Origin of the sequence: Qingrenia yutianensis, assembly GCF_014385105.1 — a bacterium.
In the GTDB taxonomy this organism is placed as follows: domain Bacteria; phylum Bacillota; class Clostridia; order UMGS1810; family UMGS1810; genus Qingrenia; species Qingrenia yutianensis.
Genome location: NZ_JACRTE010000002.1, coordinates 90,626 through 103,039 on the forward strand (window position 1 = coordinate 90,626; position 12,414 = coordinate 103,039).

The window sequence follows — 12,414 nt, forward strand, 5'->3', positions numbered from 1 at the left end:
GCTGTTTTGTATAAACAGCCGTTTTAAGTTTACTTTTCAATTTTTACCGCTGTATCCGATACAGCAAAGCGCGCCTGCCTGCAAGGTTATGCCCGTGTTTCAAGCGGAAATAATGCTATGCCGCATTCGCTTTCCGCACAGGTGAGTTATTACAGTGAATACATACAATCACATGGTGATTTGGAATATGTTGGGGTGTACTCTGATGAAGTTCTGACAGGAACAAAGGATAGTCGGTCGGGCTTCCAACAGTTATTTGCGGATTGCCGCAGCGGTAAAATCGACCTGGTGATAACAAAATCCGTATCGAGGTTCGCATGAAATATCGTTACTTTGCTAAAAGCTGTAAGAGAACTCAAAAATCAAGGCTGCCTAAAAGGAGAAGACGAGGGCAAGCTGATGTTAGATGACAATATGCTCCGCACCCTTGTTATTCTTGACAGAGCCGCAGCGTTCAAAGAATGATAAAGGTCTCTGTTATCGGAAATCACGGGAAAATCAAACATTATCTCGGAGTATGGCTGAAAGTGTTCGGGTTTGAGGTAACGGACACAGCTCCGCACTTCACCATTGAGGTCTTAAAGTCCGACAGCAATGTCATTACGCATAGTAATCAATCAGAGCTTGCAGGGCCTATTCGCAGCCTTGTTTATGACTTTGGCATATACCGCTGAAAGGGCAGATTTGAGCGTTTCAGCATATTCCGATTTATGTAACATAGAATGTGCCGTACTGTCAAAGCTCATCGCACAGGCGGTCAGGCAAATTCTATGAATAGCAAAAGCACCGGGGAGAATGTTCCTCGGTGCTTTCATATCCGTTACAACCGTACTATTTGACACAGGGCAAGCCCGTAGAAAAATAGGTGTTCGGATATTAAAATGTTTGGTGGGCCTTCAGGGACTCGAACCCCGGACCAACCGGTTATGAGCCGGTTGCTCTAACCAACTGAGCTAAAGGCCCGAATATTTGAATTAAAACTATTTGAAAATTTGTTTTGCGGCGTCCGAAAAAATTCAGACACCGCAAAGCGTTTGGAGGCGCCAACCAGATTTGAACTGGTGGTGAAGGTGTTGCAGACCTCTGCCTTACCTCTTGGCTATGGCGCCATAAATCAAAAGACGCATCACAACGTGCGTCTTTTGTAAAATGGAGCGGAAGACGAGATTCGAACTCGCGACGTTCACCTTGGCAAGGTGACGCTCTACCACTGAGCCACTCCCGCGTGTATAGCTTTGTTTAAATCAAAGCTATGGTGCCTCCGGGCGGAATCGAACCACCGACACGGGGATTTTCAGTCCCCTGCTCTACCTACTGAGCTACAGAGGCAAATTGAGTTGCTAAAAATATCCCCTAAAGGCATCTACATAATTACCAACATCATATGCACAAAATATAAAAGTAAAAAATGGCGACCCGGAAGGGGCTCGAACCCTCGACCTCCAGCGTGACAGGCTGGCATTCTAACCAACTGAACTACCGGGCCAAATAAAGTGAGTTTGGTGGGCGGTACAGGGCTCGAACCTGTGACCCTCTGCTTGTAAGGCAGACGCTCTCCCAGCTGAGCTAACCACCCAAAACTCTTTGCCGACGTTTAAGTGAGAAACCCCACAGATGACGAAAAACCGCTTTGTTATCGGCTTTACCAATCACCCCGAACAACAATCAATATTATACCTTATAGTTTTGCATTTGTCAATACTTTTTTTAAAAAAACTTCAAAATTTTTCAAAAACTTATTTTTTGGCTTTATTAAGCAGAATTTTAAGGTCGTTTTCATCAAAATTATAAACTTTGTCGCAAAAATGACATTTAATTTCCGCTTTTTTATCGTTTTTAATTATATCTTCAAGTTCATCTTTTCCGACGGAAACGAGTGCTTTTTCAACCCTCTCACGGCTGCAGTTGCAATAATACTTTGTATCGAGCGTATCGGTGATGTCAAAATCAATGCCGTCAAGCGCACATTTTAAAATATCCTCGGGCGTCATATTATCCTCCAGCATTTTCGTAACCGAAGTGATTTTTTTTACATTCTCCTCAAGTTTTGTAATTGTTTCATCGGTCGCCTCGGGCATAACCTGCACAATAAAACCGCCTGCCGCCTTTATGCTGATGTCAACGTCAACAAGCACACCGAGACCTACCACCGACGGAATTTGCTCGGAAACTGCAAAGTACGACGTCAAATCGTCGCCTATTTCGCCCGAAACCAGCGGAACTTTGCCGACGTACGGCTCTTTTAAGCCGAAATCTCTTATGACCGTCAAAAATCCGTCCGTGCCGACAGCACCGCCGACGTCAAGCTTTCCCTGGGCATTTTTCGGCAAATCAACCGCCGGGTTGCCGACATATCCCTTGACGTTTGAATGACAGTCAGCAGTTGCAAGAACCCTGCCGATAGGGCCGTTGCCGGTAATCTGAAGGGTGAGCAAATCGTCCTCCGATTTAAGCATTGCACCCATCATTGCCGACGCTGTCAGGAGTCTGCCAAGCGCCGCGGACGCAACGGGATAAAGCGAATGGATTTTCTGCGCCTCGTTTACAAGATTTGTTGTTACCGCGCAAAATGCACGCACACTGCCGTCTTTTGCGGCAGCTCTTACTATATAATCTTTCATATTTTCTATGCTGAACCTCCGTAAATTCTGTTTAATTTATTCCAAAGCACCGATTTTAACCGCAAGCTCATATGCGGTATCATCGGCGGAAAAAATTATCACATCTTCGTCTTTTGCCTTTTTTATAACGTCAGCGCCTACCTCGATATTTTCGGGCACAACAACGCACGACGCCTCGGTGAGCACGGCAATCGCTACGATATTAACGTTTGTCTGAACGGTTATCCAGACGTTTTTTTCGCCCACTCTGCCCATTGCAAGGCTCAAAAGGTCGCTGATATAGCACCCCGAAACCTCTTTTTCGGCATTGTTTTCGGTAAGGCATTTTAAATTAAGCTTTTTTTCAAGTTCCAAAGTGTTCATATAAACTCACCCTTAACTTTTGTTGTTACGGTTAAATTCTTCAATTCCCTCGGCAAGCTCCAGAATTTTTGCCTTGAGATTATAAATACACGCGCTTTTTGCTGCATATCCGCGCACAATATCCTCTGCCAAAGCACGGCAAGTGGGCGCACCGCACGAACCGCAGTCAAGTCCGGGAAGCGTGTCGGTAATTTCCATCATACGTTTCATTTTTTCCATCGCCGCAACCATATCGTCGTCAAGACCGAGCGCCTTGTTGTGCGGAATGGGCGCGTTCATCATAACGTCGGTTTCATCGTCGGAAATTTTTCTTTCGGGCAGAGTTTTTGCAAGTTTTCTAATCTTGGTCTGCGCCACAAAACTGTTTTCAACTGTGAGCGGACCGCCCACACAACCGCCCGTGCAAGCCAGCATTTCGGCATATTCAATGTCCGAAAGCTTGTCGTTTTCGATTTCCTCCAAAATATTTACAACGTTATGTATTCCGTCCACCGCAATGACGTTTTCGCGGTCAAGCGCAGACACCTCACCGCCAGAATTTGCCCAGCATACGCCTTTGAAATCGGCTTTTGAGAGGTTTTCAATATCCTCTTTCTTCGATATAAACGGAAGCACCTTTCGGTAAACGTCGCTCACCGAAAAAACGCCGTCAACATAGCTTTTGTCAACACCGCACGGATATTTTGCGTCGGTAGCCTTTGCCGCGCAAGGACTTATGAAAAACGTGCCTATTTCGTCCTCCGAAAGACCCGTTTTTTCGGACGCAAGCTTTTTTGCAAGCCGTCCTGCAAGCGCCATGGGCGAAATGATGGGAATAATGTTCGGCAAAAGATTGGGAAATCTTATGCTGATAAGCTTAACCACCGCAGGGCAAGCCGAGCTTATCGTCGGCTTTAAAAGCTCGCCAGACGCAATAAGCTTTTTGGTTTCGCGCGTTATAATCTGCGCCGCATACGCAACCTCGAAAACATCGTCAAAGCCTGCCTTAACCAAAGCGTTCAGCACGGCATTGATGTTTTCAACCTTTTTAAACTGCCCGTAAAACGCGGGCGCAGGCAGTGCGATTTTATACTTAAAACTATTTATAATTTCAAATTTATCCGTCACGCCTTTTTTTGCGTGATACGGACAGACGTTTATACATTCTCCGCAGTCGATACATTTTTCTTTGATAATTCTTGCTTTTCCGTTCCGCACTCGTATAGCTTGAGTGGGGCAAAGCTGAATACACTTGGTACAGCCCTTGCATTTTTCCTTGTCGAGAGTAACGGAATGAATGATGTTATCCATTTTCGCACCTTCTTATCAGGCAAATTTAACAAGCGTTATTTTTAACAAGCATTTCAATGGTAGTGCCTTTGCCGAGTTCGGTAGTGATGTGCATTTCGTCGGTGTATTTTTTCATATTCGGAAGTCCCATACCGGCACCGAAGCCAAGCTCGCGCACCGAATCGGCGGCGGTGGAATATCCCTCTTTCATTGCAAGCGAAATATCCGCAATGCCGGGGCCGTTGTCCGCCAAAATCATTTTTATGTATTCGGGAGTTATTTCAACATCAATATGACCGCCGTTCGCGTGAATGACCATATTGATTTCGCCCTCATACATCGCAACCGCGACTTTTCTTATAACCTCGGGGTCGACACTTAGCTGACGAAGCATTTTTTTAAGTTTCGTGGACGCCTCGCCCGCCGCGGAAAAATCACTCGCGTCAACATCAAACCTTACAGAAATATTATTTTCAGCCATAATTTTTCTCCGTTCGTTATCAGTCGTTGTGAAGTCCTGCGTCATAAAGCTTTCCGCACGCCATATAAAGCGGTAAATCCGTAGACATTACCGCAATTTTCATCTCGCGCGCAAGCTCTGTTATATCGCCGCCCGGCATTTTTCCTCTTACGAATACAATGGCTTTCATATCCATCATTTCAGCGGTTCGCACAACCTGTAAATTCACAAGTCCCGTAAGAAGCATTGCCTGATTTTTGACAAACGCCAAAACGTCGCTCATAAGGTCGCACCCGCACGCTGAAAGCACCTCGGTGTCAAGTCCCTCGCCCTCGCAAAGCACCCTTGCGTTTAAAACCTCTTTTACAGTTTCAAGCCTCATTGCACCCTACCTCCGAAAAAGAATTTATCCTTCGATTACAATTTTATGGAATACTTTTTTACCTTTTTTGATAATCACACAGCCATCCTCATAGTCGCTCTCGCAGATGTTTTGCGCAATGTCGGAAACCTTGTTTCCGTTCACCGAAACACCGCCCTGCTGAACAAGACGTCTGCCCTCGCCCTTTGACGGAATAAGACCTGCTTTAAGCATAAGGTCGAGAATGTTTATTTCTTTAGCCTCGTCCTTTGTGATGGCGGTTGTGGGCATATTGGAATTGTCGCTTCCTCCGCCGAACACAGCCTCCGCCGCGCTCTGCGCTTTTTTAGCCTCTTCCTCTCCGTGAACAAGCTTTGTAACCTCATATGCAAGACGTCTTTTAGCCTCGTTAAGCTGCTGACCCTCCCATTTTGCCATTTCGTTTATTTCCTCCATAGGAACAAACGTAATAAGCTTTAAGCACTTGATAACATCGGCATCGTCAACATTTCTCCAGTACTGATAAAATTCGTACGGCGATGTTTTCTCGGGGTCGAGCCACAGCGCGCCTTTTTGGGTTTTACCCATCTTTTTGCCCTCGCTGTTTGAAAGAAGGGTAAACGTCATACCGTAAACCTGTTTCTGGTCTTTTCTTCGGCAAAGTTCAATACCGCCGATAATATTGCTCCACTGGTCGTCACCTCCCAGTTCAATTTTACAGCCGTACTTTCTGTTGAGCATCAAAAAGTCGTAGCTCTGCATAAGCATATAGTTAAACTCAAGGAATGTAAGACCTTTTTCAAGCCTTTGCTTATAGCACTCCGCGGTAAGCATTTTGTTAACCGAGAAGCACGAACCTATATCGCGCATAAAATCAATATAGTTAAGGTCTAAAAGCCAGTCTGCGTTGTTAACCATAATAGCCTTTCCGTCCGAGAAATCAACAATGGAGGAAAGCTGTTTTTTGAAACATTCGCAGTTGTGGTTGATGGTTTCCATAGTCATCATCTGACGCATATCGGATCTTCCCGACGGGTCGCCGATTGTACCCGTGCCGCCGCCTACAAGGGCAATGGGACGGTGACCGTAATCCTGCAAATGGCGCATAACAACCATCTGCAGAAAGTGTCCTACGTGAAGACTGTCCGCAGTCGGGTCGAAGCCTATATAAAAAGTAACCTTTTCATTTGCAAGAAGTTCCCTTATTTCTTTTTCGTGGGTGGTCTGTGCTATAAGTCCTCTTTCGGCAAGCACGTCGTAAACATTTTTCATCAATCTTATCCTTTCGTATATAAAGTAAAAATATATTATTTTAATTTTAACACAAAATTTATGCCATTTCAAGTATTTGTTTTATAGTTTTTTCACAAAGCGACATAATCTTTTTAAAATTCATATTCGGAATGTAGAATTTCTCCAAATCGTCGTGCAGTTTTTTTGCGTGAGAAAGCGTTTCAACCGTTTTGTTCAAAAGGTTTTTATACATCTGCATATCGTATGCATACTCTTCCCTGTAACCGTCTTTTTTGGAAAATTCGTAAACTTCGCCGTTTGAATAATTGTGAAATTCGTTATCGGTGCAAAATGCAAGCTTAAGATGCGGAATTAAAAGATGCTCGCATTTTTTTGCAGGCTCGGTCACGCAGTAAAATTTTTCGGTGTCGAGTCCCCTTTTTGCCGCCGCGTCCGATATTTCGCTGAGCACATTTCCCGTGTATCCGCGCAGTATTTTAACCCTGTATCCGTCAAAAAGCGTTTCGGGTCGGAATTTTAATCCCGACGGCGTTATTGCAGACGCAAAAAGTTTCCGCTCGTTTCCCGTCACGGGGCAAATGCAAAGGTGCGAAAGTTCGTCGTTTATGATTTTGTCAACGTATAAATTGCGCTCGTATCTGTCGCAGAGTTTTTCGTTAATCACCGTCATATCGTCGCCGAACGCTTTCGCCGCCGCAAGATATTTATACGCGCGCGCAAAGGTTTCGCCTATTTCGCGGTTTGTGTCGATTATGCCCTGACGCTCGGCGCACATTTTTTCTTCGTCCCAAAATTCGCCGAGGTTTATGATTTTATCCACCGCACCGGGATTTTTCGGGTCTACAATGTGCGGCGACGTGCCGTCGAGCAAGGCGATTTTCAAACGTCTTACATAAATTCCGTCCAAAGAATCGTCGTCCGACGAGCAGTGAATAAATTCAACATCATAGCCGAGCGGCAAAATTTTGTCGGCAATTTTGCGCATAAAAGACGATTTTCCCGTTCCGGGTCCGCCCTTTATACAGTAAATTTTCCTCGCCTCCTGCTGTGACACTATGCTGTCGTAATACGAAAAAAATCCGTACGGCGTGTTTGCTCCGAGGTAAAAATGCTTTTCATTCGACATAAAATCACCCTCAAATCAAAATTTGGCGTCAAAAAAGCCACGTTTAATACTATTCGCAAATAATATAAAACGTGACTTAAATTTTGAATTTCTATGATTTTATCAGTCTATGTAGTCGAGCGGATTTTGCGTTTCGCCGTTTTTGCGGATTTCAAAATGAAGGTGCGAACCGGTGCTTCTGCCTGTATTGCCCACCTTTGCGATAAGGTCGCCTTTCTTTACAACGTCGCCTTTTTTGACCAGAATTTCGCTGCAATGCGCATAATAAGTTTCGTATCCGTTCTGATGGTCAATTTTTACAATATTTCCGTAACCGCCGTTTTCAAAATCGGCATACGTCACCACACCGTCGTCCGACGCATAAATCGGCGAACCCGTGGGGCCCACAATGTCAACGCCCTTGTGATTTCCCATTGAGCGCTGGCCGTAACGCGACGTAATGTTTCCGTTGTACGGAACGGCAAAACTGCCCGTACCCACGCCCGACGGCTTTTCTTTTGTGCCGACCATAAGCACCTCGTTTGTCGGCGCTTTTTCGACGGTTTTTGAAATTTCGCTGTTGCTTTTTATACTGCCGTTGATTTTTTCTATTTTGCGTTTGACAACCTCTTTGCCGTTTTCGCCTTTCACTTCAACGGTGGTGTTTCCCTCGTAAAGCTCGCCGTTTTCGACGCGCTCGGTGCCGTAGGCAATTTCGTTTTCATAAGTTTCATATTCAACCGTCGCGACTTTTACGGGCTCAAAATAGCGTCCGCCGAGCATTCTCTCCGCGGCAACCTCTGCACCCGTAAGGAGCGACGACGGCGCGTATTCTTCTTTAATTTCAACATTTCCGGCAATCTCACATTCCGCTGTATTTTCGTCGGTAAAGCGCGACTTGCATATTTCTATTGCCTTTTCCGCCTCCGCCTCGTTCAAAACTCCCGCAAGCGCGTTGCCGTCAACCTCAATAACAGTCTGTTTCGTCATTGTACCCGACGCTTTTTTGATGTTTTCGCAAAGTGTATCCTCCGGTGTGATGTCGCTCCTTCTCACAAATTTAAGCGAATAAACGGGCATAACATCAATCGCGTCAAGATTTGAATAATACGGCGCATATTTTTCGTTTATCTTGTTTATAACCTCCGTGACCGCGCTTTTCTGCGAAACACAGCCGACCTCCGTACCGCTTAACACAACGCCGTAAACAAGCGAAAACTCCATATTGAAAAGCATCGCAATAACGCATATTCCGACCGCAAAATTAACGGTTTTTCTTACCTTTATATTTATCGAATGATATTTTTTATAAATTCTTTTGCAAGCGTTTTTAATTTTTTTCATATAATTATTACCGGTGTCCAAAATCACATCTCCTTTAAAAAAGTATTAAAAAATTGTTACATACTTGTTACAATTCTACGCAAATTGTTAAATTCCTCTTTTTTTATAAAAATTTTTAACTTTTTTTCACACACCGCATATAATATACTAAATTTCAAAAATGGGAGGAATACTCTGTTGAACAATAATAGCTATAATAATGCGGAGCAGATTTTAAAAAATGTGCTTAATTCGGAAGCCGGCAGAAGGGCAATAAACAACATAAACAATGCGTCCGAGGGCGAAATTATAAACAAAATTGCCAAGATGAACAAAGCGGAAATTGCCGCAAAGCTCAATGCACTCGGCATTTCGCAGTTTGTCGACAAGCTTAATTCGATTAACCAAACCGAGCTTGTGAAAATACTTTCGGAGAATCCGAATATTTTAAAAAATCTGTTAAAATAAGGAAGTGAGATTATGGATAACATCGGCGATAAAATAAGCGAAATTTTAAAAAATCCCGACGCGATGAGCCAAATTTCTCAAATGATGTCGGGCGCGCAGAGCACCGGTGCGCCAAGCGGCGACGACCTTGAAATGACGCGCAAAATTTCACAGATTGCAAGCAAAATGAACGACAGGTCCGACCCGAAGATCAACCTCTTGTACGCGTTAAAGCCGTATATGAACACGACGCGCGCACAGCATATCGACAAGGCGATAAAAATGCTTAAACTCACGCAGATGACCGAGCTTTTCAAGGATTTGTAAGGAGTTGAAATTTTATGGCACGACAATTCTACGACGGCTATCCCAAAATTTACGACCGAAAGATGGAAATTGCCGAGAATTTCTGTGATGATATTTCGGATTTTACGGGAGCGTGCGAATGTGAACCGCAAAAAAAGGATAACTTATGCAAGGATAATCACCGCAATGAAAAATGCAAATGCAAAGACGAAAAGCACGAATTTGAGTGCAAAAAAGAATGTAAAGACGACTGCAAATGCAGGCACGATAACTGCGAATGTGAAAATCACACCGACGTATGCGAAAGTGTGCAAAATCCGTGCTGTACGCCTGTTCAAGCCTGTTCAAACGGAATTTTGGACGGGATTTTCCAAAACTTTGCCGTTGACGATATAATTCTTCTCGGCATTGCGCTTTTGCTTTTGCACGACGGCACAAACGACACGCTTTTGCTTGTGATTATAGCGATAGTCTTCCTTGAAGGTCTTACATAAAACTAAAAACCGCACAAACGGAAAAATCCGTCTGTGCGGTTTTATTTTAAAATTTCACAACAACATTACATTCTTTTTTGTTTGACATAACGGTGTCGCCTTCGATTTTTTCATCGTCAAGCCAAATTCCTTTTTCGCCGTCGGTGCGCTTAAATTCAATGTTATAAACCGTGTTTCGGTAAACCTTTCTGACGCTGTATTCGTTCCAATCGTCCGAAACGTGCGGAGTAAGTTTTAAACCGTCATAGTCGGCATAAACGCCCAAAATCTGCTCAAACGCGCCGTGCATAAGCCACGACGGCGTCGCGGTGTACCACGAAAACAAATTCATACCGAAACGGCGGTGATTGGGGCCGTAATAAACATTTCCAACCGCGTACGGTTCGCTCGTTCTGCACATATCCGAATTGTCGGGGTGGTTCGGCAGTGCGCGCATAAGCGTGTCGAGCGCCTCCTCGTAGTCGCCGAGTTTAACGTCTGCAAACACCTTAAATGCCGCGCCGTGATTATATACCGCCGAGTTTGCAAACGTGCCGGGGAACTGGCGGTAAATACGTCCGCATCTGTCGCCGTACAAAACATAGGGCGGATAATTTAAAAGCGGTCCGAACGGCGTCTGCAAATATCGGTAAATTGATTTTTTAATTCTTTTTATTCTGTCGGGATCGTCAACAATACCCGAGAAAATCGCCCACGTCTGCGGATTGAGATAAATTTTTCCCTCAAGATTTTGTGAACCGCCCACCGGCTCGCCGTCCTCGAAAAACGCATATACAAACCAGTTTCCGTCCCACGCAATTTTATTGAAAATCTCCTTATATTCAGCCGAGCGCTTTCGCATAAGCTCCGCTTTTTCGGTCATTCCCACGCGTTCGTAAAGGCGCGCCATAATGTTTTGCGCGTTAAATGCGGCAACGGTCACCCACGCGCTTGTCGCGTCCGCGCCGAACTTGTTCAAGCCCGAAAGTCCGTCCAGCCAGTCGCCGTCGCGCATAAGAATAAGCCCGTTTTTACCGCGTGAATAATAAAGATAATCGAGTGAACGGAAAATATGTTCTTCAAGCGTCGCTGTTTCGTCGCTGTCAAGAAACGGCAATTCGCGGTTTAAAATATCAAAATCTCCCGTTTCGCGTATGTACGTGTTTACCGCCTCGGGCGCCCACGTCGGCTGGTCGCAGAAATCCGCCATATCATTCTCTAATCCGAACCTGCTGAAACGGCGCGGAAATCTTCCGTCGGGGAGCATATGCCCGAGCGTGATGAGCATTTTTTCGCGTGCCTTGTCGGGATTTACAAGGCAGTATCCCCACGAATCCTGCAAACTGTCGCGCACGCCGATAAACCTTTCCGCACGGTCGTATCGGTAAGTTAAAAACATATTGTTTTTAAGCCAGTAATTTATAAAATATTCAAGATTTTTGTTCGGCAAACGGCAGAAATTGCGTTTTACCGCGCTGTCCCACTTGTTTTTGATGTTTTCAAATTCCGCGTCAAAAACCGCCTTGTCAAGGCATTTTAAAACGTTTTCAGCCTCGCCGTCCTCGTCGCACGCGCCCGAAACAATATACCATTCGTATTTTTTGCCTTTTTCAAGCTTTACGGTTTTAACCGCGCTGATTTCGGCAAGATGTCCTTCGCTCTCATTGGGCAGAATTTCGGTGTATCGATTTACATCAATCTTATCCGCACCGAGTGCCGAGAATACCGCAGTTATGCCTCTTTCGGACGTTTTTGCAACGCCGTTTTCAACCGAAATTTCCGTTTTGAGCGGTGCTTTTTCAATGCCCTGCATATAAAATCCCCACTCTGTTGACGCGAAAATTTCAATCTCGCAGTCAGCATCGGCAACAAGCGTAACCCTTTGACATTCGCACGGAATTTTGTCGGGAACAAACATCAGAATTTCGGTTTTTATACCGCTTATTTCGCCCTTGTATTCAACCAAACCCGGGCGCACCGTCATAGAAAAGTTTTCGGCATTTTCAAAAAATTCGGTTTTTACGCCGTCTTTTAATATGTAAAATCTGCGCTTTCCGTTGGGAAGCCTGGTAAGATAATTTCCCTTTTTCTCCCAGTATTTCGTTATAATTTCACCACTGATATGCTTTAAATATCCGACTCCCGTGTTGGATACACAGCTTACGATTTTGTCGTTGCACAAAAACTGGAGCCACGGACGCGGAGTGTTTCTGTCGGTGATAACATATGCCGAACCGCCGTCTGCAAAGTGACCGAAGGTTTTGTCTTTATTAAAATAATCCTCGTCGCCAAGCTCGTTAAATCGGCAGTCGGGAAAATACGAACGCGTGTCAAGTACGCCCATTTTTATCTCTCCTCTAATACTTATCTTTTTCAATTATACACCGACGCACAAAACTTTACAACGCACAAAACTTGACTTTTTATCATTT

At 44.7% G+C, this 12,414-nt stretch carries 13 protein-coding genes and 6 tRNA genes; 4 read left to right on the forward strand and 15 right to left on the reverse strand.

The genetic code is table 11. The annotated features are described in order from the left end of the window. Positions 1-78: 78 nt before the first annotated feature. Positions 79-321 carry a recombinase family protein gene (locus H8706_RS02330; protein WP_262431471.1) on the forward strand — a complete coding sequence of 81 codons (243 nt, stop codon included), beginning with the start codon at positions 79-81 and terminating at the stop codon, positions 319-321. Between the two features lie 565 nt (positions 322-886). Here the strand turns inward: H8706_RS02330 and H8706_RS02335 are convergent. From H8706_RS02335 to H8706_RS02400, 14 genes are all read right to left on the reverse strand, one after another. Further along, positions 887-963, reverse strand: a tRNA-Ile gene (locus H8706_RS02335). A gap of 72 nt (positions 964-1,035) precedes the next feature. Beyond that, positions 1,036-1,109: transfer RNA gene (locus tag H8706_RS02340), tRNA-Cys, on the reverse strand. A gap of 41 nt (positions 1,110-1,150) precedes the next feature. Next, positions 1,151-1,225, reverse strand: a tRNA-Gly gene (locus tag H8706_RS02345). Between the two features lie 28 nt (positions 1,226-1,253). Next, positions 1,254-1,329, reverse strand: a tRNA-Phe gene (locus H8706_RS02350). An 80-nt stretch (positions 1,330-1,409) separates the two neighbouring features. Continuing rightward, a tRNA-Asp gene (locus H8706_RS02355) sits at positions 1,410-1,486 on the reverse strand. Positions 1,487-1,500: 14 nt separating this feature from the next. After that, a tRNA-Val gene (locus H8706_RS02360) sits at positions 1,501-1,576 on the reverse strand. A gap of 160 nt (positions 1,577-1,736) precedes the next feature. Then, positions 1,737-2,621, reverse strand: a complete 885-nt coding sequence (gene hslO, locus H8706_RS02365) for an Hsp33 family molecular chaperone HslO (RefSeq protein ID WP_262431353.1) — start codon at positions 2,619-2,621, stop codon at positions 1,737-1,739. A 36-nt stretch (positions 2,622-2,657) separates the two neighbouring features. Continuing rightward, complete coding sequence (locus tag H8706_RS02370) at positions 2,658-2,984, reverse strand: AraC family transcriptional regulator (protein WP_178348323.1); 327 nt, start codon at positions 2,982-2,984, stop codon at positions 2,658-2,660. Between the two features lie 12 nt (positions 2,985-2,996). Next, positions 2,997-4,274, reverse strand: coding sequence for a [Fe-Fe] hydrogenase large subunit C-terminal domain-containing protein (locus H8706_RS02375; RefSeq protein ID WP_262431354.1), 1,278 nt, complete (start codon positions 4,272-4,274; stop codon positions 2,997-2,999). A 25-nt stretch (positions 4,275-4,299) separates the two neighbouring features. Beyond that, positions 4,300-4,734: an ATP-binding protein gene (locus H8706_RS02380; protein ID WP_178348325.1), complete on the reverse strand. Its 435-nt coding sequence runs from the start codon at positions 4,732-4,734 to the stop codon at positions 4,300-4,302. Between the two features lie 19 nt (positions 4,735-4,753). After that, positions 4,754-5,095 carry a hypothetical protein gene (locus H8706_RS02385; protein ID WP_262431355.1) on the reverse strand — a complete coding sequence of 114 codons (342 nt, stop codon included), beginning with the start codon at positions 5,093-5,095 and terminating at the stop codon, positions 4,754-4,756. A 24-nt stretch (positions 5,096-5,119) separates the two neighbouring features. Then, on the reverse strand, positions 5,120-6,346 hold the full coding sequence (tyrS, locus tag H8706_RS02390) for a tyrosine--tRNA ligase (RefSeq protein WP_262431356.1): 1,227 nt from the start codon (positions 6,344-6,346) through the stop codon (positions 5,120-5,122). Between the two features lie 58 nt (positions 6,347-6,404). Next, positions 6,405-7,454, reverse strand: coding sequence for an ATPase (locus H8706_RS02395; protein ID WP_262431357.1), 1,050 nt, complete (start codon positions 7,452-7,454; stop codon positions 6,405-6,407). 102 nt (positions 7,455-7,556) lie between these two features. Then, a complete protein-coding gene (locus H8706_RS02400) occupies positions 7,557-8,777 on the reverse strand; it encodes a peptidoglycan DD-metalloendopeptidase family protein (protein ID WP_262431358.1) in 1,221 nt (406 codons plus the stop codon). A 177-nt stretch (positions 8,778-8,954) separates the two neighbouring features. Between H8706_RS02400 and H8706_RS02405 the strand changes: the two genes are divergently transcribed. The 3 genes from H8706_RS02405 to H8706_RS02415 are packed head-to-tail and all read left to right on the forward strand — an operon-like array spanning position 8,955 to position 10,003. Beyond that, positions 8,955-9,224 (forward strand): hypothetical protein, encoded by a 270-nt coding sequence (locus tag H8706_RS02405; RefSeq protein WP_262431359.1) that lies wholly within the window; start codon positions 8,955-8,957, stop codon positions 9,222-9,224. A 12-nt stretch (positions 9,225-9,236) separates the two neighbouring features. After that, positions 9,237-9,530 carry a hypothetical protein gene (locus tag H8706_RS02410; RefSeq protein WP_262431360.1) on the forward strand — a complete coding sequence of 98 codons (294 nt, stop codon included), beginning with the start codon at positions 9,237-9,239 and terminating at the stop codon, positions 9,528-9,530. Between the two features lie 14 nt (positions 9,531-9,544). Continuing rightward, the gene (locus H8706_RS02415) at positions 9,545-10,003 is read left to right on the forward strand and encodes a hypothetical protein (RefSeq protein ID WP_178348332.1); all 459 of its coding nucleotides are present in this window, start codon (positions 9,545-9,547) and stop codon (positions 10,001-10,003) included. A 46-nt stretch (positions 10,004-10,049) separates the two neighbouring features. Here H8706_RS02415 and H8706_RS02420 read toward each other — a convergent pair whose 3' ends face one another. Then, positions 10,050-12,326, reverse strand: coding sequence for a GH36-type glycosyl hydrolase domain-containing protein (locus H8706_RS02420; RefSeq protein ID WP_262431361.1), 2,277 nt, complete (start codon positions 12,324-12,326; stop codon positions 10,050-10,052). Positions 12,327-12,414 lie beyond the last annotated feature (88 nt).

What these genes read in the sequence shown, in the direction of transcription:
- tyrS (WP_262431356.1), bottom strand. Translation starts at nt 6,346, where the DNA reads ATGAAAAATGTTTACGACGTGCTTGCCGAAAGAGGACTTATAGCACAG.
- H8706_RS02380 (WP_178348325.1), bottom strand. Translation starts at nt 4,734, where the DNA reads ATGGCTGAAAATAATATTTCTGTAAGGTTTGATGTTGACGCGAGTGAT.
- H8706_RS02385 (WP_262431355.1), bottom strand. Translation starts at nt 5,095, where the DNA reads ATGAGGCTTGAAACTGTAAAAGAGGTTTTAAACGCAAGGGTGCTTTGC.
- hslO (WP_262431353.1), bottom strand. Translation starts at nt 2,621, where the DNA reads ATGAAAGATTATATAGTAAGAGCTGCCGCAAAAGACGGCAGTGTGCGT.
- H8706_RS02410 (WP_262431360.1), top strand. Translation starts at nt 9,237, where the DNA reads ATGGATAACATCGGCGATAAAATAAGCGAAATTTTAAAAAATCCCGAC.
- H8706_RS02415 (WP_178348332.1), top strand. Translation starts at nt 9,545, where the DNA reads ATGGCACGACAATTCTACGACGGCTATCCCAAAATTTACGACCGAAAG.
- H8706_RS02375 (WP_262431354.1), bottom strand. Translation starts at nt 4,274, where the DNA reads ATGGATAACATCATTCATTCCGTTACTCTCGACAAGGAAAAATGCAAG.
- H8706_RS02400 (WP_262431358.1), bottom strand. Translation starts at nt 8,777, where the DNA reads ATGAAAAAAATTAAAAACGCTTGCAAAAGAATTTATAAAAAATATCAT.
- H8706_RS02420 (WP_262431361.1), bottom strand. Translation starts at nt 12,326, where the DNA reads ATGGGCGTACTTGACACGCGTTCGTATTTTCCCGACTGCCGATTTAAC.
- H8706_RS02370 (WP_178348323.1), bottom strand. Translation starts at nt 2,984, where the DNA reads ATGAACACTTTGGAACTTGAAAAAAAGCTTAATTTAAAATGCCTTACC.
- H8706_RS02395 (WP_262431357.1), bottom strand. Translation starts at nt 7,454, where the DNA reads ATGTCGAATGAAAAGCATTTTTACCTCGGAGCAAACACGCCGTACGGA.